General features: G+C 69.7%; 15 protein-coding genes. 4 read left to right on the top strand and 11 right to left on the bottom strand.

Translation table 11 applies throughout. From position 1 onward, the window contains the following. Positions 1-151 precede the first annotated feature (151 nt). The 3 genes from helR to CIK81_RS10915 form a co-directional block, all read right to left on the bottom strand. Positions 152-2,338 carry an RNA polymerase recycling motor ATPase HelR gene (gene helR, locus CIK81_RS10925; protein WP_096166057.1) on the bottom strand — a complete coding sequence of 729 codons (2,187 nt, stop codon included), beginning with the start codon at positions 2,336-2,338 and terminating at the stop codon, positions 152-154. Between the two features lie 176 nt (positions 2,339-2,514). Next, entirely contained in the window at positions 2,515-2,937 is a 423-nt protein-coding gene (locus tag CIK81_RS10920; protein WP_096166056.1) for a GNAT family N-acetyltransferase, read from the bottom strand. A gap of 74 nt (positions 2,938-3,011) precedes the next feature. Beyond that, positions 3,012-4,436 (bottom strand): hypothetical protein, encoded by a 1,425-nt coding sequence (locus tag CIK81_RS10915; RefSeq protein WP_176485644.1) that lies wholly within the window; start codon positions 4,434-4,436, stop codon positions 3,012-3,014. Positions 4,437-4,589: 153 nt separating this feature from the next. Between CIK81_RS10915 and CIK81_RS10910 the strand changes: the two genes are divergently transcribed. Next, a complete protein-coding gene (locus CIK81_RS10910; RefSeq protein ID WP_096166055.1) occupies positions 4,590-7,979 on the top strand; it encodes a phosphodiester glycosidase family protein in 3,390 nt (1,129 codons plus the stop codon). A gap of 105 nt (positions 7,980-8,084) precedes the next feature. On the opposite strand, the gene nagE is transcribed toward CIK81_RS10910, so the two are convergent. Beyond that, complete coding sequence (nagE, locus tag CIK81_RS10905) at positions 8,085-10,049, bottom strand: N-acetylglucosamine-specific PTS transporter subunit IIBC (protein ID WP_096166054.1); 1,965 nt, start codon at positions 10,047-10,049, stop codon at positions 8,085-8,087. A gap of 160 nt (positions 10,050-10,209) precedes the next feature. Further along, complete coding sequence (locus tag CIK81_RS10900) at positions 10,210-11,913, bottom strand: sodium:proton antiporter (RefSeq protein ID WP_096166053.1); 1,704 nt, start codon at positions 11,911-11,913, stop codon at positions 10,210-10,212. A gap of 320 nt (positions 11,914-12,233) precedes the next feature. Here CIK81_RS10900 and CIK81_RS10895 point away from each other — a divergent pair, with 320 nt between their 5' ends. The 3 genes from CIK81_RS10895 (at position 12,234) to CIK81_RS10885 (ending at position 15,721) form a co-directional block, all read left to right on the top strand. Beyond that, complete coding sequence (locus CIK81_RS10895; RefSeq protein ID WP_241964120.1) at positions 12,234-12,812, top strand: HNH endonuclease; 579 nt, start codon at positions 12,234-12,236, stop codon at positions 12,810-12,812. A gap of 55 nt (positions 12,813-12,867) precedes the next feature. Continuing rightward, positions 12,868-14,403 carry a UDP-N-acetylglucosamine 1-carboxyvinyltransferase gene (locus CIK81_RS10890; RefSeq protein ID WP_158541995.1) on the top strand — a complete coding sequence of 512 codons (1,536 nt, stop codon included), beginning with the start codon at positions 12,868-12,870 and terminating at the stop codon, positions 14,401-14,403. 61 nt (positions 14,404-14,464) lie between these two features. Beyond that, positions 14,465-15,721: an MFS transporter gene (locus CIK81_RS10885; RefSeq protein WP_114355690.1), complete on the top strand. Its 1,257-nt coding sequence runs from the start codon at positions 14,465-14,467 to the stop codon at positions 15,719-15,721. Here CIK81_RS10885 and CIK81_RS18185 read toward each other — a convergent pair. Genes CIK81_RS18185 through CIK81_RS10860 form a run of 6 tightly spaced genes read right to left on the bottom strand, consistent with a single transcriptional unit; the run spans position 15,692 to position 22,382 of the window. Beyond that, the gene (locus tag CIK81_RS18185) at positions 15,692-16,579 is read right to left on the bottom strand and encodes an HAD family hydrolase (RefSeq protein ID WP_158541994.1); all 888 of its coding nucleotides are present in this window, start codon (positions 16,577-16,579) and stop codon (positions 15,692-15,694) included. The two genes, CIK81_RS10885 and CIK81_RS18185, sit on opposite strands and share 30 nt — an antisense overlap. Then, entirely contained in the window at positions 16,576-17,493 is a 918-nt protein-coding gene (locus CIK81_RS18180; protein ID WP_096166049.1) for a phosphodiesterase, read from the bottom strand. Before CIK81_RS18180 ends, CIK81_RS18185 begins: the two co-directional genes overlap by 4 nt. After that, on the bottom strand, positions 17,490-18,605 hold the full coding sequence (locus CIK81_RS10875; RefSeq protein ID WP_096166048.1) for a LacI family DNA-binding transcriptional regulator: 1,116 nt from the start codon (positions 18,603-18,605) through the stop codon (positions 17,490-17,492). The genes CIK81_RS18180 and CIK81_RS10875 overlap by 4 nt, the downstream gene beginning before the upstream one ends. Beyond that, positions 18,602-19,540, bottom strand: a complete 939-nt coding sequence (locus CIK81_RS10870; RefSeq protein ID WP_096166047.1) for a glycerophosphodiester phosphodiesterase family protein — start codon at positions 19,538-19,540, stop codon at positions 18,602-18,604. The genes CIK81_RS10875 and CIK81_RS10870 overlap by 4 nt, the downstream gene beginning before the upstream one ends. Further along, entirely contained in the window at positions 19,537-21,273 is a 1,737-nt protein-coding gene (locus tag CIK81_RS10865) for an iron ABC transporter permease (protein WP_338022877.1), read from the bottom strand. Before CIK81_RS10865 ends, CIK81_RS10870 begins: the two co-directional genes overlap by 4 nt. A gap of 23 nt (positions 21,274-21,296) precedes the next feature. Continuing rightward, positions 21,297-22,382, bottom strand: coding sequence for an ABC transporter ATP-binding protein (locus CIK81_RS10860; RefSeq protein WP_096166045.1), 1,086 nt, complete (start codon positions 22,380-22,382; stop codon positions 21,297-21,299). Between the last annotated feature and the right edge of the window lie 2 nt (positions 22,383-22,384).

Genomic DNA, 22,384 nt, shown 5'->3' with positions numbered 1-22,384 from the left:
CAGCTTGCCACACTCCATGCTCACGTGGGAATCATGTGCTGGCCTGGCCTCAGGCCAGCACACCCGCGACCGTTGATCGGCAGGTCGGAAGGCCGGAGGGCCGGAGGGCCGGAAGGCACCGCCGCAGTGCGCGCCCGGGACCGCCGCGCGTTCAGGAGGTGAGCACCACCAGCTCGCGCGTGGTCCGTGTCATCGCCACATAACGGGCGACCGCGCCGTCGATGCCGACCCCGAAGGACTCGGGATCCACGAGCACCACGAGGTCGAACTCGAGACCCTTGGCCAGGCGAGGCGTGAGCACCTGGACGCGCTCGCGCGGTGCGATCTCCACCTCACCGATCACGCCGACGATGCCCTCTTCGTGCTCCGCGAGCCAGCGCTCCAGAACTTCCTCGAGTTGCTCAGGGCGACCATGCCGGATCGGCAGGCCGGACTCGCGGATCGAGGTGGGCACGTTCGCGTCCGGCAGGGCGGCCCGGATCACCGGCTCCGCCTGCTCCATGACTTCGGCGGGAGTCCGGTAGTTCAGGGTCAGCGTGGCCCGCTTGATGCGGTCGATGCCCGCTCGGGCCAGGCGCTCCTCCCAGGTCTCGGTGAAGCCGTGCGCCGCCTGTGCCCTGTCGCCGACGAGGGTGAGGCTGCCCGAAGGACAGCGGCGCAGGATCATCGCCCACTGCGCATCGCTGAGCTCTTGCGCCTCGTCGACCACGACATGCGCGAAGGGCCCGTCCCACCGGCCCGAGGAGGCCGCCTCCACCGGGGTGGCCTCGGCCAGCGCGTTCTGGAGGTCCTCCCCGCGGAGCATCGACATCACCTGCATGTCGGAGCTGTCCGACTCGATGAGATAGTCGCTCATCAGCGCGACCTCCGAGACGGTCTCCCGTCGAGCGGCGTCCTGACGTCGGCTCCGGGCGTCGGCACTCGGGTCGCCGAGCCGGTGCCGAGCGGCATCCAGCAGCGGCAGATCCTCCACGGTCCAGTCCCGGGCCTTCTCGCGCTGCAGGAGGTCGACCTCTTGTGCGGACAGCGAGGGGGCACAGCGCCTCAGGTAGGCAGGCACCTCGAAGAGATCTCCGACGAGGTCGGCGGCCTCGAGGAGCGGCCAGGCACGGTGCACGAGAGCGACCAGCTCCTCGTCGACGGCCATCGGCCCGCGCACGTCTGCGGGATCCGGACGCTCGTCGGCGTCGGCACCGACGGCGAGCTTCGCGGCGACGATCTCGGCCAGCTCGTCCCAGATCTCCTCCCGCGCGAGGTTGTGCGCCGTGCCCGGGTCGACCGCCTCGAAGGCGTCGGCGAAGTCGTCCCGCTCGAGCTGCACGGCCCCCCATTCGGTCTCCAGCACGTGCCCCACGGCGGGTGGCTCCTCGTACAGCGCGACGGCGGGCTCGATCGCGGCGATGAGCGCGGAGCTGCTCTTCAGCGCGGCGATCCGCGGATCTCCCTCGGGGACGGCCGTGGCCCCTTCCGGCACGAGATCGGCGAGAGTGCAGGTGAGCACGTCCTCTTCGCCGAGACTGGGCAGCACGTCGGCGACGTAGTGGAGGTACGGATGGTGGGGGCCGACGACCAGCACTCGGCCGCGGCGGTCCCGCAGGCGGGGATCGGTGTAGAGGAGGTAGGCGGTGCGGTGCAGCGCGACGACGGTCTTGCCGGTTCCCGGCCCGCCATCGACCACCAGCGGTCGCCGGGAGCTCGCACGGATGATCGCGTCCTGATCGGCGGCGAGGGTCGTCAGCACGTTCGTCATCTTCGGGGTGCGGGCCTGCGCCAGCGTGGCCAGCAGAGCAGATTCCTCATCGAGGCTCGTGCCGGCTGTGCTCCCGGTGCCGGCAGCGCCGCTCTCCCCCGGCTGAGCGTCCTGCAGGGTCTCGTCCCAGTAGTCCCGGATCCGGCCGCCCGCCCAGCGATAGCGTCTCCGGGAGGCCAGTCCCTTCGGCTCGGCGCGAGTGGCGGCGAAGAATGGCTCGGCCGCCGGCGAGCGCCAGTCCAGCAGCAGAGGTTTCCCGTCAGGTCCGTGCACGGCGAGGCGCCCCACATAGAGCGGGTGCGAGCCATCGGCCGGAGTCATCCGTCCCAGCACGGCGTCGAGCTCGACGCTGCGCAGCCCGCGCAGGCGACGACGGAAGTGGTCCACGCTCGCCTCTCGTTCGACGCGGCCCTGGGCATCGCCCGTCCGGGCCAGCAGCGCCGCGTCGAGATTGCGCTGGACCTCGGCGATGTCGGCCGCGAGCGCCTCGCGGATCCGGCGGAACCGGGCGTCGTCGGCGCCGATGCGCTCTGGCTCGGCTTTGTGCGCTGCCCGTTCGGGCAGGTTGAAGGTGCTGGTCGATGTCATGGTTCCCCCGGTGCTCCGCGTGCTCTGCGTGATCAGCCGGTGAGTCTTGCGCACCGTGGGGGCCTTGTGGCAAGCCCCCCACCAGGGCATATACTGGCTCTACGCCGCAGCAGAGAGCACTGCCCAGCGCAGAGTGCACCAGCAGAACGCAGCGGCAGAGGGCTGGGCAGCAGAGATCAGCGGCGCAGTTCGAGCCAGTCATCGGGAGCGTCGAGCAGCTGCCAGCCCTTCTGCTCGTAGAGCGCGCGGCCCTCCTGCGAGGCCTTGAGCACCACACGCCTCAGCCCCATGGGTGCGAGATCCTCGAGCAGGCCGTCGATCAGCAGCCTCCCGAGCCCCATGCGCCGGTGGGCCGGATCGATCACCACATCTGCCAGCCACGCGAACGTCACCTCGTCGGTGACGATGCGCGCATATCCCACCTGAGCCCCGGTGGACGACACATAGACCCCGTAGTTGCGGGAGGTCCGCAGCAGGTGGTCCTGGTCCTCGCGGCTGCGCCCCTGAGCCCAGTAGGTACTGCGCAGGAGCCGGTGGATCCACTCCGGATCCAGGCGCGAGCTGTCTGCGGAGAAGTCATAGGAGGCGGCAGGATCCATACGAGCAAGCCTAGGCCTCGGGGCGAGGCTGCCGGATGCGTGGATGCCTCTCGAGCGTGCCGATTCGAGGAGTCCTACGCGTCGGGGTTGCGGCTGACGACGTCTGGCCAGCCTCCGTCACCGTCGCCATCGTCGTCGCTGTCGTCGTGATCGTGCGGATCGCCCTGGTCCTTGATCAGCGCGACCAGCGCGACCATCACTGCCTCGGATCCGGTGAACCGCCGCCCGTCCCGCTCGAGGATCCCGATCTCGGCGAGATCGACGAGATCGCGCTCGACCGCGACGAACCGGCTGAGCTCTTCTCGGTCCCATTGGCCGGTCGACGGATCGACGGGCACCTGCGGTGCATCAGGATCCTCGGACATCGCCTCGTGGAGCACCAGCCCTGAGGGTTCGCAAGCAGTCAGCAGGGCCGCGATGGTGTCGGGCATCCCGCGGAAGCCGCCGTCCTCGCTGTCGCGGGCGTCCCGGCCGAAGAGTGCTGCGGTGAGCACCGCATGACCGAATTCCACGAAACGCTCGCCGTCGGTCTCCTGCGGGATGTACGGCACCGGCCCGGTCTCGCGGTGCGCGCGGCCGGCATCGATGTCGAGCCAGCCGCCGTCCAGCAACGTGATCCAGGGGCCGGCCAGCTCAGGCCGTTCCCACATGGTCCGCACCGCCGTGGGCAGACCCAGCTCCGCGAGCAGCGCGGTACTGTCGGCTCGCCCGAGGGCACCGGTCCCGGTGACGCGCGGCCCCTTCTCCGCCACGAGCCGGAGGATCGCCTCCGCACGACGCACGAAGTCGTTGTCGGCGTAGATCTCCTCGTCCCCTCCCGGCGGCAGCTCGCCCAGTGCGAGGCCGTCGCCCTCATCGGGGGCGGGCAGGAACCATGGCCAGGAACCGACCGAGCGATGGTCTGCGCGTGCGGCCAGCATCGAGGATTCCAGGTCGAAGGGCACCGACGGCTCCGTCAGCCGCCCGGTATCGCTGAGCTCCACCCGCTCGTCGTCCGGGAGGGTGTTGTACCAGTGCATGTAGCCGGCCAGCTGCTCGTCGTCCTCGAGATCGACACCGAGGCCCAATCCGTGGCCGAGGACATTCGTGGAGAACGACCGGCGGGAGGGATCGTCGGCCGCCTCGAGCGTCGCGAACTCGAGCGCATCGAGCATCGCGGGCCCCTCGGTGACGGACATGGACTCCTGGTCCCAGCGGCCGGTCTCGGCGAGGTAGGTGAAGAAACGGCCGAGGGTCGGCACCATGTCCATCGCGCGCTCACGGGGCTGGACCACGGAGCGCGGCACCACCTCGGTGAGCAGCTGCGTGGCGAGCTCCTCGGTCCATCGGCCGGGATCGGGGCTGTCCTGCTGCTCCGCCTTCAGGCGCAGCAGGGTCTCGAGGGTTCCCACTTCGGCCGCGACCGGAGCGTCCTCGTCCGCTGTGAGACGCCAGGTGCCGTATTCGGACAGCACGAGCTCGCGCTCGTGCCGCCACCTCTCGTCCATCGTCTCCGCCATCCCTCCAGCATGACGGGCGAACGGGGTTCCGGCCACCGCAGCACGCCTCGGATCGTCATCGACAGTTCACCCGTTCCTCCCTCATCGCTCCGCGATCGTCCCTACGGTGGGTGGACCCGACCCCTCTTCCTCCCCTCCTCCTCCGGAATCGTGATGGCCCTCCCCACTGCACCCTCCCGTACCTCCACCCGTCCCGCACACGCCCCGTCGACGCGTCTGGCCTCCCTGGTCACCTCCCTCGCACTGGTGCTCCCCTCTGCCCTGGCCCTCCAGGTGCTCGAACCGGCACCGGCAGCAGCAGAGGTCACCGACGAGCAGCTCGCCGCGGGCGGGGTGCTGCGCGACTCGCGCACGTACCAGGTCGCCCCGGGTCTGGACCTCACCAACTTCTCGCGGCTGGAGGAGGGAGGCTGGAACGAGGGCAGCGTGCTGAGCGCCGATCTGGGCACGTCCTCCCTCTCCTGGGACGTGGCCTCCGGCGGATCGATCACCGGGAGTGCTCCGCTGCAGGAGATCATGACCTCCGGGGAGCAGGGCGAGCGCGCCGTCGCCGCGGTCAACGGCACGTTCTTCGACATCGACCACTCCGACGCCCCGATCTACACCTCCCTCTCCGGCGACGGCACGATGATGGGCTCGCCCGCACCGCAGCCGGCGCTGACCATGGCCGATGGGCAGGCGGCAGTGCAGGAGCTGTCCGCGAGCGGCACCGCGACCCTCGACGGCGGCACCGCTCTCGACCTGGCCGGGGTGAACACTCCCGAGCTCTCCCCCGACGGCATCGGGCTCTACACCGCCGCCTGGGGCAAGTACACGCTGGATCGCCCCGTCGGCGCCCCGGAGGCCCCGGCCGAGGAGGTGGCCCGCGCGAGCATCGTCGACGGCGTCGTCACCGAGGTCAGCGACGTGCAGGACACTGCCGGAGATCCGGATATCGCCGATGGCGAGCAGGTGCTGCTGGGACGCGACGAGGGCGCGGGGAAGGTCGCCGCCCTCGAGGTGGGCGAGAGCGTCGACGTCGAGGTGGGCCCGAACGAAGACGTCGACCTGGGGATCGCCGGCTCCCACCAGATCCTCGAGGACGGGGAGGTGCCCGAGATGGGCGAGGAGTCCCTGGTGACCACCGCGCACCCACGCACCGCTGTCGGGGTCTCGCGCGACGGCAGCGAACTGTTCGTCCTGGTGATCGACGGCCGCAGCTCCGAGTCCCGCGGGATGACGCTGCCCGAGGCCGGAGAGATCCTGCTGGACATGGGTGCGCACAACGCGATCAACCTCGACGGCGGCGGCTCCTCCGCGCTCGCCGCGCGCACCGCTGGCGCCGACTCCTCGGCCATCTGGAACAGTCCCTCGGACGGGACCGTGCGCGAGGTCCCCAACGCGCTCGTCTTCTCTTCGGACGCTCCGCAGGAGATGCTGAGCGATGTGCAGACCACCCCCGCTCTCGATGATCCCGCCGTGTTCCCCGGCCTGCAGCGCACCCTCACCGCGACCGGCCTCGGCGCGAACCTCGAGCCGCTCCTGGCCGATGGCGACTTCACGGCCGCAGGCCCGCTCGAGCTCGTCGCCGCCGACGAGGAGGGCGCGATCGTGCGCGGCACCGAGCGCGGCACCGGATCGGTCACCTACGCCGCTGGCGGCTTCACGGACCAGCAGGAGCTGCGGGTGCTCGGACGGCCCGTCGGCCTCGAGCCCGACTCCCGGTCCTTGGCCCTCCAGGACACCGAGGACTCCGCGCAGCTCACCCTCAGCGGTGTCGACGCCGACGGGCAGCGCGCCCGGATCGAGGCCGCCGACGCGGTCGTGACCGTCAGCGACGGCTTCGAGGCTATCGAGGACGGCACCGGCTCATGGACCATCACGGCCACCGGGGAGGCGGAGACCGGCACCGTGGAGCTCGCCGTCGGCGAGCTGCGCACCACCGTCGCGCTCACCCGGGGCACGGATCAGCAGAGCGTCTTCGACTTCTCCGACGTCTCCTCGTTCACGACCGCCGCCGACCGCGCGACCGGGGAGATCAACGCCGTGGACGGTCCGGCGATCCAGATGACCTACGACTTCACCACCTCCACCGCGACCCGCGGCTTCTACCTCGTCGCGAACGACCCGGTCGAGATCGACGGGACCGCGACGGCGTTCACGATGGACGTGCGCGGGGACGCCAGCGGCGCCTGGCCCCGTCTGCAGGTGACGGACGCCGAGGGCACCGTGACCAACCTCGACGGCGAGACCATCGACCACGAGGGCTGGGAGCAGGTGCGCTTCACCGTGCCCGAGGGGCTCGCCCAGCCGCTGACCGTGCAGCGGGTGCGGATGATGGAGACCCGGCCCGAGGCGCAGTACCACGGCGACATCGCGGTCAAGGATCTGCGGGCGATCACCACGCCGACCGTGGACTCCCCCGAGCAGGCGCCGGTCCATGACGCCGCTCTGCTGTCCACCGGGAGCGTGGCCGACCGCCCGCAGCAGATCGCGGTGATGAGCGATGCCCAGTTCATCGCGGCCGATCCGGAGTCCGGAGCGGTCGAGGGCGCTCGGCGCACCCTGCGCGAGATCAGGCAAGCCCGACCCGACCTGCTGGTGATCAACGGTGATTTCGTCGACGAGGCCTCCCCCGAGGACTTCGAGCTCGCCGGGCGGATCCTCGAGGAGGAGTGGGGCGAGGAGATCCCCTACGTCTATGTGCCCGGCAACCACGAGGTGATGGGCGGCGAGATCGAGAACTTCGAGGAGGCCTTCGGCCCCGTCACCACCGAGCAGGACCTCGGCGGGACCAAGGTGCTCACGCTGAACAGCTCCGCGGGAACGCTCGCCGGCGGCGGCATCGATCAGATCGCCGAGCTGGAGAGCTCGCTGCAGGAGGCCGCCGCGGATGACGACCTCAGCGGGTTCACGGTGTTCTTCCACCATCCGACGGCCGATCCCCTGCCGAGCGCGTCCAGCCAGCTCACCGATCAGCGCGAGGCCCGAGCGATCGAGGCCCTGCTGGCCGACTTCCGTCGCACCTCCGGGAAATCCGTCGCGCTGATCAACGGCCATGTGGGCGCCTTCCACGGGGCGGCCGTCGAGGGCGTGACCACGCTGATCAACGGCAACTCGGGCAAGGACCCGGCCGGCACCCCCTCCACCGGCGGGTTCACCGGCTGGACCATGCTCGGGATCGACCCCGGCTCCGGTGTGATGGGCGCCGACCCCGCCCCGCAAGATCGGGTCGACTGGCTCGCGGCCGAGACCCATCCGTGGGTCGACGAGGTCTCCGTGGAAGCGCCCGAGCAGCTCGCCGTGGGCGGCAGGGGCGAGGCGGATGCGAGCTTCACCCAGGACGGCCGCACCGTGCCGGTCGCCTGGCCTGCCACGGCTCAGTGGGGCGGAGAGGGCGTGCAGGTCGTCAGCGGACAGGCGGAGGAATCCGACCGCCGCGGGATCGTGCGCCTGAATCCTGCGACCGGGGAGCTGACCGGCATGCGCCCAGGCACCGCGACGCTCACCGTCACCGTCAACGGCCGCACCGCGACCGCCACGGTCGAGGTCGCCGGCCGCTGACGTCGCCACGGACGACGCAGCGGCCGCTCGGAATGCTCCGGGCGGCCGCTGTCTCGTGCGGTGGGATTGACGCGGTCTCCCGCTGTCTCCCGCTGTCTTCTGCCGTCAGACCAGTTCGATCCGTGCGTCCTTGTCGTTCATCACGATGATCGGGGTGAGCGTGGAGTGACCGGCCACGCGGATCGCCGAGAGGTCCGCGCGCAGCAGCGGGGTGCCGGCGCTGACCCGCTGGCCCGGCTCGACCAGCGTGGTGAAGCCCTCCCCCTTCATCTGCACGGAATCCAGGCCCACGTGAATCAGCAGCTCGGTGCCGTCGTCCAGGACGAGCGCCACGGCGTGGCCTGTGGGGAAGACGTGGCCGACGGTCCCGGCGGCCGGGGCGATGACCTCACCATCGGTGGGATCGATCGCGACGCCCGGGCCCATGACCTCCTGCGCGAACGTCTGATCGGGGACCTCGGACAGCGGGACGACACTGCCCGCGAGGGGCTGACGCAGACGCACCAGGTGCGTCGTCCGCACGGCGGTGCCTGCTGCGCCGTCGGCCGCAGGACCTGCCGTGCCGGAGGCACCGGTCGCTGCGGCCTCCGCTGCCGCCACCTCCGCCGCCTCGGCGACGGGCTCGGACCTGCCGGTGATGATCGACTCCATCGCGTCCTTCACGAACTGGACGCTGGTGCCGTAGATGACCTGGACCGACTGGCCGCCGGGCTTCATGGTGCCCGCGGCTCCGGCACGCTTGAGCGCCGCCTCGTCGATCACCGTGGTGTCGGCGACCTCCATGCGCAGCCGGGTCGCACAGTTCTCGAGGTCGATGATGTTCTCCTTACCGCCGAGCGCGGTGAGGAAGGCGGTCGCGGTGGCGAGGTGCTTGTTCTCGCCGGAGAGGGTGACGCCGTCATCGGTGAGCTGGTCGTCCTCGTCGCGGCCGGGGGTCTTGAGATCGAACTTCAGGATGATCGCGCGGAACACGACGAAGTAGACCACGAACCAGAAGATGCCCATCAGGGGGATCGCCCAGGGGTTCTGCGCCATGGGGTTCACCCATCCCAGCACCAGGTCGATGAAGCCGCCGGAGAAGCCGAAGCCCATCCGCACCGGCAGCAGCGCGCTGATGCCCATGGAGATGCCGGTGAACAGGGCGTGGACCACGTACAGGCCGGGGGCGAGGAACATGAAGGAGAACTCGAGCGGTTCGGTGACGCCCACGAAGAACGAGGCGATCGCGCTCGAGAAGAGCACGCCCGCGGCGACCTTGCGGCGCGCGGACTTCGCGGTCACATACATCGCGAGCGCCGCGCCGGGCAGGCCCAGCATCATCACGGGGAAGAAGCCGGTCATGTACTGGCCGGTGACGCCGTAGGTGCCGGTGGCGTGGAGGAAGTTCCCGAGGTCGTTGATCCCGGCGACGTCGAACCAGAACACGGAGTTCAGGGCGTGGTGCAGGCCGAGCGGGATGAGCAGCCGGTTCAGGAAGCCGTAGATGCCCACGCCGACGGGACCGAGGGTCAGGATGAACTCGCCGAAGGCGACCAGACCCGTGAACACCAGCGGCCACACGAAGAACAGCACGAGGGAGAGCACCAGCGACATCCCGGCGGCGACGATCGCGACCGAGCGACGGCCGGAGAAGAAGGCGAGGAAGTCCGGCAGCTCCGCGTCCTTGAAGTGGTCATACGCGTAAGCCCCGATGAGGCCGCACAGGATTCCCACGAACACGTTCTCGATGTTGGAGAACGCGAGGTTCACCTCGCCCTCGTCGATCCCCTTGAAGATCGCCACGCTCTCCGGCGACAGCAGCGTGGTGACCACGAGCCAGGAGACCAGGCCCGCGAGCGCCGAGGTCCCGTCCGGCTTCTTGGCCATGCCGATCGCGACGCCGATCGCGAACAGCAGCGGCAGCTGGTCCAGGAGTGCATTGCCCGCGATCGCGAAGAAGCCGCCGACGACGTTCTCCTCGTTGCCGGTCGCGGTCTGGATCCAATAGCCGATGCCGCTGAGGATCGCGGCGACAGGGAGCACGGCGACCGGCAGCATCAGCGATCTGCCGAGGCGCTGGAAGAACTTCATGGGTACCTCTCGGGGTGGTCGAGAGCGCAGGGAACAGCCGACGACGGTGCCGACAGGAGCGCTCCGGGAACGGCCGCCATTGTGCATCCCCAGGGTGCGCCCGGCCACCCTCAGGGCCGCGCACCATGACGGATAACGCAATCCCGGGGCGCCGCCCGGCTCAGGGACCCGTGAACCGCACCGATCCCTGGTCCAGCTGCCGCTGGGCGCGCTTGACCGTATTGGAGTCGTAGGAGCCGGTGGAGCGCGCCTCGTCGAGGGCGTCCTGCTGGGCATCGAGGATGAGCTGCATGAGCTCGGCGTACTGCGCCCTCACCGGGTCCTCTGCGCCCGCTCCACGCCGCGGCTCGGCGATGCGGGCCTGCACCTGCCGCGCTTTCTCGAGCACCGCCGGATCGAACCTCTCCCCACCGCGCCGACGCAGATCGGGGTTGTCGAGGACCTGACCGGCGGCAGCCTCGTTGACCTCGACGAGCAGCAGGGCGAGCTCGCGCCGGGCCTGCTCCTCGTCGGTGCCGCGGATGCCGAGCACCCGGATCAGCAGCGGGAGCGTCCCGCCCTGGCCCACCAGGGTCACGAGCGCCACCACGAACGCGACCAGCACCAGCTGGGTGCGATAGGGGAAGTCGGTGGGCAGGGACTGGGCGGCGGCCAGGGTGACCACGCCGCGCATCCCGGACCACGCGAGCACCGCCCCTCCGCGCCATCCCAGGCCGTTGCCCGCGTAGAACCGCGCGTCCGCCCGACGACGCTCCAGCCAGCGCTCGAAGCGCGCCCCGCGCGGGTGCTGCTGGAATCGCTCGTCGGAGGAGACCCTGTCCAGCGCTTCGTCGAAGCGGCGAGCCTGCTCCTCGTAGTCCGGTCGACGGCGGCGGGCGGTGAACACCACGGGCACCACGAAGCCGACGCGGATGAGACCCAGCAGCACCGTGACCGCGAGGCCCACCCAGACGGCGTGCCACACCGAGAGCCCGCCCTCGGAGACGTCCGTGACCAAGGTGCGCAGCTGCAGACCCATCAGCAGGAACACACCGTTCTCGAGCAGCAGCTGGGCGGTCAGCCAGTTGGTGCGCTCGGCATTTCGATCCGCGACACTGAGTCGGCGCACACCGCTGGCGCCGGTGACCAGACCTGCCGCCACCACGGCCAGCACCCCGGAGGCATCCGCGAGCTCGGTGGGCAGGAACGCGACGAACGGGACCACGAAGGAGATCGCGGTGGTGAGCACCGGCTGATCGATCTTCGAACGGATGCGCACCGCGATGACGCCGACAGCGGCACCGATCACGATGGCCACCACGACCGCATAGAAGAAGTCCCCGGCGGCGTGCCAGAAGGAGAAGGAACCGGCCGTGGCCGCGACGGCGGTGCGCATCAGCACCAGGGCGGTCGCGTCGTTGACCAGCCCCTCGCCCTCGAGGATCGTGAGCAGGCGCGGCGGCAGCCCGAGTCGCTTGCCGATCGCGGTGGCGGCGACAGCATCCGGTGGGCTGACCACGGCGCCCACGGCCACGGCGGCCGCGAAGCTCAGGTTCGGGAAGATCGACCACAGCAGGGTCCCGATCCCGAAGGCGGAGACCAGCACCAGGACGACGGAGAGCGCTCCGATCGTCTTCAGGTCGCGCCGGAAGTCCATCACCGGCATGTTGACCGCTGCGGAGTACAGCAGCGGTGGCAGCACTGCAGCGAGGATCAGCTCGGGCTCCGGGGCGACGGCCGGCATGCCCGGGATGACGCTGACGGCGAGGCCCACGATCACCAGGATGATCGGGGTCGCGACGCCGAAACGGCTGGAGAAGTAGGACGCGGCCACGATGATCACCACGGCCAGGACAGCGACGAGCTCGAACTGTTCCAATCCCATCGGGTGTCCTCACCGTCGACCTCACCCCGCCGCCCGACGGTGCGCCCGGCGTCAGTGACGCCTGGACCAGTTTCCCATCGATCCGAGGCGCCGGCTGGGGTTTTCCTCCGGATTCTCGGTCGGCACCGTTCGGCAGCAGCCGACAGCAGCCGACAGCAGTCGGCAGCAGTCGGCAGCAGTCGGCAGCAGTCGGACGACACGCACAGTTTCCTGGCCGTACAGGCGAGAGCCACGATGTCGACGCCCCCAGAGCGCAGAATTCAGTGGAGACCGGATCTGAAACGAGCCACACTGCGAAGGACGGCTCCGGAGAGGCGGTGATGACGATGGCGATGGTGAAGGTCTACAACCTGGGGTACGACGTCGACACCGGGATCGGCGAGCTGCTGCACACCACGTCGGTGCGCCATGCCTTCGGCATGATCCGCCGCGAGGTCGCGAACCCCGTCGAGATCACGATCATCGAGGACCGCCTGATCCCCACCGCGCTCGAGCTCACCCGGGAGCTCAGCGGCGCCTGGGTGGAAGGAGCCGGGCAGCGCTCGATCGGGTTCTCCTACCGGGCCATCCACGAACGGGACTGTTGGACCTGCACCTACTGCGGCCGCAGCGTCTCCAAGACCCCTCCGCGCGAAGGCCTGCTCGCCACGGTCGACCACATCCTGCCGCGCTCCCGCGGCGGGGAGTCCTCCTGGCTGAATCTGGTGTGCGCGTGCAAGGAGTGCAACAACCGCAAGGCGGACCGCACTCCGGCCGAGGCCGGGATGGCCCTGTGCATCGCGCCCTACGACCCCACGCGGGCCGGCCGCGGCGGTGTCGGGGGCGGCGGTGTCGGGGGCGGCGTCGGCGTCGGCGTCGGCGTCGGCGGCGAGCATCTCCCCGCCCTCGCCGGGGTGTGACCGACTCCGCACTCTCCACCGTCCCCTTATCTCATCTGTGAGATACGGTCGGATCATGACTGAGAACGAGGACTACCTGGCCCGCATCGGCACCCTGATCCGGGACGCCCGTCAGCACTCCGGCCGCACCCAGGCCCAGCTGGCCACCGAGCTCGGCACGAGCCAGAGCGCTGTGAACCGCATCGAGAAGGGCCAGCAGAACCTGACGCTGGAGACGATCTCCCGGATCGGCTCCGCGCTGGATTCCGAGCTGGTCGGCATGGGGACCTCCGGACCGAGCCATCTGCGGGTCGAGGGACAGACCACGCTCAGCGGCTCCATCGAGGTCAAGAGCTCGAAGAACGCGGGTGTCGCGCTGCTGTGCGCCTCGCTGCTGAACACCGGCACCACGGTGCTGCGCAAGGTCGCACGCATCGAGGAGGTCAACCGTCTGCTCGAGGTGCTCACCTCGATCGGCGTCAAGGCCCGCTGGATGAACGACGACAACGATCTCGAGCTGCGCGTGCCCGCCACGCTCGACCTCGACTCGATCGATGCCGACGCCGCGCGCCGCACCCGCAGCATCATCATGTTCCTGGGCCCGCTGATGCATCGCCAGAAGGAGTTCCAGCTCCCCTACGCCGGCGGCTGCGACCTCGGCACCCGCACCGTAGAGCCGCACATGACGGCGCTGCGCCCCTTCGGCCTCGAGGTCGTCGCGACCGAGGGCCACTACCAGGCGACCGCCACGGCCGGCACCGGACCGCGCCGCCCGATCGTGCTCACCGAGCGCGGCGACACCGTCACCGAGAACGCGCTCCTGGCCGCCGCCATGTACGAGGGCGAGACCGTGATCCGCAACGCGAGCCCCAACTACATGGTCCAGGACCTCTGCTTCTTCCTCGAGAAGCTCGGCGTGCAGATCGACGGCATCGGCACCACCACCCTCACCGTGCGCGGGAAGAGCTCGATCAGCACCGATGTCGAGTACGCCCCGAGCGAGGACCCGATCGAGGCGATGAGCCTGATCACCGCCGCCATCGTGACCGACTCGAGCATCACCGTGCAGCGCGTGCCGATCGAGTTCATGGAGATCGAGCTGGCGATCCTCGAGGAGATGGGCCTGCGCTATGACCGCTCCGAGGAGTATCTCGCCCGCAACGACCAGACCCGCCTGGTGGACATCACCACGTACCCCTCGCAGCTCAAGGCTCCGATCGACAAGATCCACCCGATGCCGTTCCCGGGGCTGAACATCGACAACCTGCCCTTCTTCGCGGTGATCGCCGCGACGGCCGACGGGCAGACGCTGCTGCACGACTGGGTGTACGAGAACCGCGCCATCTACCTCACCGAGCTCAACAAGCTCGGCGCGAAGGTGCAGCTCATGGATCCCCACCGGGTGCTCATCGAGGGCCCCACCCGCTGGAGCGGCACCGAGATCGTGTGCCCCCCGGCGCTGCGCCCCGCCGTGGTGATCCTGCTGGCGATGCTCGCCGCCAAGGGCACCTCGGTGCTGCGCAGCGTCTACGTCATCAACCGCGGCTACGAGGACCTCGCAGCGCGCCTGAACAAGCTCGGCGCACGGATCGAGACGTTCAAGGACATCTGAGGAGGATCTCGGCCCCTCTCCCTCACTCGACTCCGTGGACTCGACCCGCGATAGTGGGGCGATGAGGGACGACGAGACCGCTCGGCGCCGAACGGTGAGAGAGCCCCTCGCCCTACGGGGCTTCCGCAGCTACTGGCTGGCGAGCACGTCGGGCTTCACCGCGCTCGCGGTCTCGACCGTCGCGGTCGACGTGCTCGTGATCGACATCCTCGCTGCGTCGGAGGCGCAGGTCGGGCTCGTTCGAGCCGTTCAGTTCCTGCCTTATCTCCTGCTGGGTCTGCTGGCCGGTGCGTATGTCGATCGGTGGCGTCGCCGACCCGTTCTGGTCGTCGGCCATCTCGTCCAGGCCATGATGCTCACGGCGATACCCGTGCTGTTCGTGATCGGCGCGCTCACTATCGGTGCGACGGCGGGCATCCTGTTCGCCATCGGCTGCAGCGGAGTGTTCATCGCCGCCGCCGAGCGGTCGTACCTGCCCGATCTGGTGCCGCGCAGGGCCCTGGTCCTCGCCAATGCCCGGGTGGGCCAGTCGCTGACGGTCGCGGAGACCTCCGGTCCCGCGCTCGGCGGAGCTCTCGTGGGCATCGTGGGGGCCCCGATGACGCTGCTGATCAGCGCTGCAGGTCGTGTCGTCTCGGCGGTGATGATCGGCAAGGTTCGGCGTCCCGAACCTGCGCCCCGCCCCGATCATCCCCGGCTGTGGCGCGCGATCGCCGATGGCCTTCGATTCACCTATCGCCATCGCACGCTCGCGCCGCTGGCCATCTCGACGAACATCTGGTTCCTGGCCAACAGCATCTCCCTGACGGTGCTCGCCCTCTTCGTGCTGCGAGGTCTGGGGCTGGCCGCCGTCGTCTATGGGCTGATGCTCACGGCGGTTGGCGTCGGTGGCCTCATGGGCGCCCTCTGCGCCACCCGCGCAGCGGTGCGTCTCGGGGAGGGGGACGTCATCATCGTGGCCCGGATCGTGTGCGCACTGACCTGGGTGATGATGGCTTTGACCCCCGTCCACGCGGAGTCGTGGGGCGTGGTGACCTACCTGATCGTCGTCCTGGGGATCTACGGATTCTCGATGGGGGCCGAGGAGCCCAGCGAGATGGCCTTCCGTCAGTCTGCGACCGAGCGCTCGATGCTCGGCCGTGTCAACGCCACCATGCGCTCGGCGAACCGCACCGCTGCGCTGCTCGGCGCGGCCAGCGGCGGCGTGCTGGTCGGCGTTGTCGGATTCCGGCCCACGTTCGCCGTCGTGGCGGTGATCTTCATGGTGGCCGTGCTGGTCGCGCTGCTCTCACCGCTGCGCGGCGCCCGCAGTCGCTGATCCCTTGCCCTCGGGAGCTGGCGTATCCAGCAGACCGTGCCGGGCGAACGCCTGCGCGATCCCACTCTGGTGCACCGTGCCGGTGATCTCATCGGCCGCGGCCCGCGCCTCGGGGGTCGCCTCACCCATCGCGATGCCCACGCCAGTGATGCGCAGCATCTCCAGATCGTTGTTGTTGTCCCCGATCCCGATCGAATCGGCCACGTCCAGCCCGAGCTGGTCGAGCAGGGCCAGGATTGCCGAGCCCTTGTTCACCCCGGCCAGTGAGACCTCTCCCCCACCGGTGCCCAGATGCGTGATCGTCCCGGTGATCACGCTGAAGCCCTCGGGCGTGAGCGCCTGATGGACCCGTTCGAAGGCGTCCGGGGTCACGCCGAGGAAGATCGCCTTGGCGATCGCGTCGAGCGGGGCCTTCTCCGCGACCTGCTCGATGTCCAGCTCCTCGCCCGGCCCCAGCCCGGGCCGGTCCTCGATACCGAGCATCCTGCGCATCTCCTCCCGACGCGAGGCGACGGGATAGACGCCGTCGCGAGCCTGGAGCACGTAGTCCAGATCGAGCTGTCCGAAGACCTCGATCATGCGTCTCGCCTTCGCGACGGGCATGGCGTGCTGGACCACCCAGTCCTCGCCGAGGTGTACGAAGGCGCCGGCGCCGAGGACGGCTCCGTCGAACCCGATCTCCGCGAGACGAGGGTCCAGCTCGCTCGGGGAACGGCCGGTGGCCAGCAGTACGCGGTGCCCCGCGGCGCGGGCGGAGCGGATCGCGTCGACCGTCGAGGTGGGGAGGATTCCGTCGTGGGCGATGATCGTGCCGTCGACGTCGAGGAAGACGATGCGGCGTCCGGGGTCCAGGATCACCGGGCCCCCGTCCAGCTCGCGATCGCCGGGGCGTCGGGGATGTACAGGCCCTGCTCGGCGAGCTTGCGGGCGGTGGCAGCACCATCGACATGGCGGCTCACACTCGCGCCGCCGCCCTGGGGCACCACGGAGTGCATGATCGTGGAGTTGTACACATGGACGAGGTTGAAGGCCTGCGCGCCGTCCCGGCCCCGCGTGCCGCGGTCGGGCGTCTGCAGGTCCTGGGTGTAGCAGGTGGCCGAGGCGACGGAGACCGGGATGCCCGCGAAGGTCGCGGAGGTCGAGTAGTGGAAGTGACCCCCGATGATCGCGCGCACATCGCTGCCGGCCAGCACCTGAGCCAGGGCGTCCTGGTCGCGCAGCTCGACGGTGATAGCGAGGTCCTGGACGCACGGGACCGGGGGATGGTGCAGGGCGAGGATCGTTCCCTCCGGGGCAGGCTCGGAGAGCACCTCTCGCAGCCAGGCGTACTGGGCCGGACGGATCTCGCCGTAGGCCCTGCGGGGCACGGTCGAGTCGAGCACGATGATCCGCAGGCCTCCGAGCATGACCACCCGGTCGTACGGGGCGTCGTCGGCCTCCGCATCGAGCAGCTCGGTGCGCATCGTGGCGCGATCGTCGTGATTGCCCATCACCCAGATGAGCTTGGCGCCGAGGTGCTCGGCGAGCGGCTCGACCAGCTCGCGCAGCTGCCGATAGGCGGGTGCCTCCCCGCGATCGGCGAGGTCGCCGGTGAAGATCAGTGCCTCGGGTCGCAGGTTGGTGGCGACCAGGTCCTCGAGCAGCCCCTCGAGATGCTCACGGACCGGGGCGACCCCGGACAGCAGCTCGCCCGGGGGCACGAAATGGGTGTCCGAGAGGTGGACCAGGGTGTGGTTCGCCCTCGGATATTCGGCGGCGCGCAGTGCGTTCATGCGGGTGTCCTTCCGGTGGTGCGGGGCGGCCCGGCGGTGCGCCCCTGGATGAATCGTCCGGGCAGCCGCTCGTGCACGACCCTGCCTCCTGCGGGATCTCCAGGCCCGGCCTCCGCGGATCCGCCCGACCCCGCATCGTCCCCGATGCCGGTCGCCCCGATCATCCGGGCGATGTTCGCGATGGTCCGTTCGGCGACGTCCTCGACGGCGATGCGCATGGTGGTCAAGCCCAGCAGGTCGATCCCGGGAAGGATCCCGTCGCAGCCGGTGGTGGCGACGTCCTCGGGGGTCCGCAGGCCCGCCTCGTGGAGACGACGGATCAGGGTCAGCTGCCGCAGGTCGGAGGGGACCATGACGGCGCTGACGCGGCCGCGACGGGCCAGGTCCACGGACTCGTCCATCGCGTCGTGACCTCGTCGGTACTCGAGCCGGTGCACCGTGGCTCCGCGGCTCTCGAGCAGCTGGGTCATGACAGTGCTGCGCACGAACTCGGGGTAGGAGTCCTCGGCGCGGGCGGTCTGCACGGCCACATCCGTGTGGCCTAGTTCCAGAATGTGCTCGGCGAGGCGACGGGCCGCGTCCTCCTCGTCGTAGGAGACGGCGTGGATCCGCCCGCTGCTCTCCGGGCGTCCGGCCCGGATGATGGGAAGCCGGTCGCGGAAGGGCTCGAGCTGGTCGCTGGTCACTCCGCCCGTGGCGACGATCAGACCGGCCACGCGCATGCCCATCAGGCGGTGCAGGCTGGCCACCTGCTGCCGGCCCTGGTCGTCATGCTTGATGGTCATCGACAGCAGCGTGACGCCGGCGGCGTGGCCCGCCTTCTGCAGCTCGCTGAACAGCAGACCGTAGGCAGGGTTGGAGGCGTCGCGCAGCAGGAGGCCGACGGTGGACGAGCCTCCGGAGGCGAGCTCGCTCGCGGCGACGTTGGTGACATATCCGAGCTCGTCGGCGACCGCGAGCACTCGGCGCCGGGTCCGGTCGGAGACCTTTCCCTGGCCGAGCATGACGCGGGAGGCGGAGGTGCGGGAGACCCCGGCGGCGGCGGCGACGTCCTCCAGCCGGACGCGACCGGGGGGACGTGGCTCGGGAGGGGCGGAGGCGGAGGTGCTCATGAACGGACTTCCTGGTCGACGGCTGTCGCCCCGGCGGTGCCGCGGGCTGCTCGGGTCCCACGATAGGCACGCAGCAGCCAGGGCCAGTCTGTCTGGATCAGATCGGCGCCGAGGTCGAACAGCGGTCCCCACCCGGCACCGGGCCCGTGCAGCAGCGCCGCCTCGTCGTCATAGCCCGCGAACAGCGGGATCCCGTTGGTCAGCACCTCGGCGTTGACCAGCACGAACAGTCCGCGGGCGTGCAGCTCGACGAACAGGTCGGGGTCCGCGAGCTGGTGGTCCGGGCCATCGGCCAGCAGCTCGACGCCCACGACGTCGAGGTCATCGTCCTCGACGAGGTCCTCGATCTGCGCGAGATCCGTGCAGATCGGCAGGTAGGGGTACTTCACCTCGTGGCGCCGCAGGACGTCGAGCGGTCCGGGCAGAGCGGCCGGGCTCTTCAGCAGCAGCTGCTCGGTCATCCCGAGACCGTCCAGGGCGGGGAGGAGCGTGGCCCATGACCCCCAGGACCGGTCCACGTTCACCAGGGGCGCCGCCTCGTCCTCCACACCCAGCTCAGTGGGACGCAGCGCGGCCAGGAGGTCGAGCAGGCGTTCCACACCAGCCGGACGGCCCGGGCGGTCCACGTGCACGTATCGCAGCTCGTCGATCTGCCGCGCCGTGAGCGTGGTGAGGTTCGCGCCGATCCCGAGCAGCCGCTGCTCGGTCCCGTCGTGGAAGGCGTAGAATTCTCCGTCCGCGGAGGTCGAGACGTCGATCTCGACCACATCGGCCCCGGAGACGAGAGCGGCCATCGCCGCCACGCGGGTGTTCTCGGCGATGCTGCCGACGGCCGTGCCGCGATGCGCCACCACGAGGGTCCCCAGCTCGGCGAGGCGCCGGTGCAGGAGCCGGTCGGTGCCGCCCCGCTGCGGGTGCCGGAAGGCGGCGCTCATCGCTCGGCCCCGACGCGATCGCGCTGACGGCGTGCTCGGGCGCGCCGGCCGCTGCGATCCCGGGCACCCCGCCCGTAGACCAGGTACATCGTCGCGCCGGTGATGATCATGAGCAGCACCGTATAGACGAAGGTGTTCGCGCGCGCATCGAGGTTGGCATCACCCTCGGTGCTCGCCTTGATGACCAGGCCCAGCGGTTGGAACAGCGGGTGCGCGAGAAATACGGAGGTGTCGTAGTCGTCCAGCAGGCTGTTGAAGTTCAGCGCCCCGATCGCCAGAACCGTCGGCAGCACCGCGGGCAGCAGGATCCTGCGGAAGACGTACAGTGTCCTCGCGCCCATCAGCGAGGCGGCTTCCTCGAGGTTGTCATTGATCCCCGAGAAGGCAGCCTTCAGCAGGCGCAGGGTGAAGGGGATCTTGCCGATCACGTAGGCGATCAGCAGGATCACGGTGGTCCCGGTGAGTACGCGGCCACCCACCAGAGGGCTCGGATGGTCGTAGCTGATGATCAGGCCCAGCGCGATCAAGGTGGTCGGCAGGATCCACGGGATGTGGAGCAGGTATTCGGCGGCGAGCGTGATCGCGTTGCGGTGCTTCGCGATGATGCGGGCGACGAACAGCAGCCCGAGCACGCTGATCAGGGAGGCGAGGCCCGCGTAGACGATGCTGATGACGAAGGGCCGCAGGCTCGCGGACTCCCCGAGCACGCGCACATAGTTGTCCAGGGACATGGTCGAGAAGCGGAACTGCCCGGACTCGATCGCGCGGGAGTCCTGGAAGGAGTACAGGACGATGAGGATGACGGGCAGCAGATAGGCCGCGAACAGTGCGTAGGCGACCACGTGCACCGCGACGTTCAGCACCGGATTGCGGATCTTCTGCTTGACCAACTGCGAGGAGACCTTGGCGATCGAGAAATAGGTGCCGCCCTTCTCGATCCGGGTCAGAACGATCAGGAGGAGCACCGTGGCGATGCCGAGCACCAGCGCGAGGAGCGCGGCGATGTCCCGCGAGCTGGGAGTCGCGGCGAACGTCAGGATCATCGGGGTGATGGTCTGGAAGTCGCGCCCGCCGAGCACCTGCGGGGCCGACAGCGCCCCGAGCCCGCCCAGGAACGTGAGGATCGTGACGGCGAAGAGCACCGGCTTCAGCATCGGCAGGACCACTCGGCGCAGGATCGTCCACTCCGAAGCACCCATGCTCCGTGCCGCCTCGATGGTCTGATGGTCCACCTTGGACAGGGCGCTGGAGACGAACAGCAGGTGGTTCGTCGTGGTGGCCAGGGTCATCACGACGACGACGGCGAAGAAGCCGCTGAACCAGTCGGCGTCCATCTCGGGGAACAGTCGCAGCAGGAACCCGGTGATGATCCCGTCGGCGCCATAGACGAACTTGTACCCGGCGGCCAGCACGATACCGCCGTAGATCAGGGTGGTGGCGTATCCCAGCCACAGGATCCTGCCGCCCCTGATGTCGTAGTACCGCGTGACCAGCACGACGAAGATGCCGACGACGTTCACGGTGACCGAGAGGACGAACGCCAGCAGGAACGAGTTGCTGAGGGACGTCATGGCCCGTTCCGACGAGGCGAGCTTCTCGACCGCCCGCAGGGTGGGCTCGCCGTCCGGGACGAAGGTCTGCACCAGCAGATTCGCATTGGGCCAGATCAGGAACGCGACGATGAACCAGCCCACGATCACGCCGGTGACGATCACGAACGGCGAGCGGATCATCCTCGAGATGCTGCTCGCGCCGTTCATCGCGCGGCCACGGACGTCACGGCGGTCGCGGGCGCCCCGTCCTCGTCGGCGCCAGAGGCGGCCCTGCCCTCGTACTGGAGGATCGTGGCGGGGTCGATGTGCACGGTGACCGCGTCGCCGGCCTGGGGGCGGGCGGAGCCGTCCTCGGGCTGCATGACCTTGACGATCGCGCCGTGCGTGCTGATCTCGTAGCTCGAGCGCACTCCGTGGTACCGACGGCGCACCACGGTGCCGGGAAGCGCGACCGATCCGCCGCTGGCCGTCCCGGGGCCGAGCCGCACCTTCTCCTCGCGCACGTACGAGGCGCGCGTGGGGTCGAGGGCCGTGCCCGACCGGGCCGCGACCTCGGTGACGAGAGCGGGCGACAGGCGACTCGCATCGCCGATGAAGTGGCACACGAACTCGGTGGCGGAGGCGTCGTAGATCTCTTCGGGGGTGCCGATCTGCTCCACCCGGCCGTCGTGGAAGACGGCGATGCGATCGCTCATGCTCAGCGCCTCGTCCTGATCGTGGGTGACGTAGACGGTGGTGATGCCGAACTGCTCCTGGAGGTCCTTGAGCTGCACTCGCAGCTGGGCGCGGAGCTTCGCGTCGAGGTTCGACAACGGTTCGTCCAGCAGCAGGATCTTGGGGCGCAGCACCAGCGCGCGCGCGATCGCCACGCGCTGCTGCTGCCCCCCGGAGAGATCGGCAAGGTTCTTCTCGAGCTGGGTGGGGGACAGATCGACCTGTTCGGCGATCTCCCGGACCTTGCGCTCCACCTCGGCTCGGGACTCCTTGCGGACCTTGAGCCCGAAAGCGATGTTCTCCCGCACGTTCAACGACGGGAACAGGGCGTAGTTCTGGAACACCATGCCGATCTGGCGCTTGTCGCTGGGCAGGCGCGTGACGCGCCGGCCTGCGACGTGGACGTCCCCGGCCGAGGGGCTCACGAAGCCTGCCAGCGTGCGCAGAGCAGTGGTCTTGCCGCAGCCCGAGGGGCCCAGCAAGGTGAAGAATTCGCCTTCGCGCACGTGCAGGTCGAGGTCGTGGATCGCCGTGAAATCGCCGTAGTCCACGCGGATCCCGTCGTAGCGGATCATCT

This window comes from Brachybacterium sp. JB7 (genome assembly GCF_003335205.1).
Lineage (GTDB): Bacteria > Actinomycetota > Actinomycetes > Actinomycetales > Dermabacteraceae > Brachybacterium > Brachybacterium alimentarium.
The sequence above is the reverse complement of the archived record's forward strand: the minus strand, read 5'-3'. Positions and strand labels throughout refer to the sequence as shown.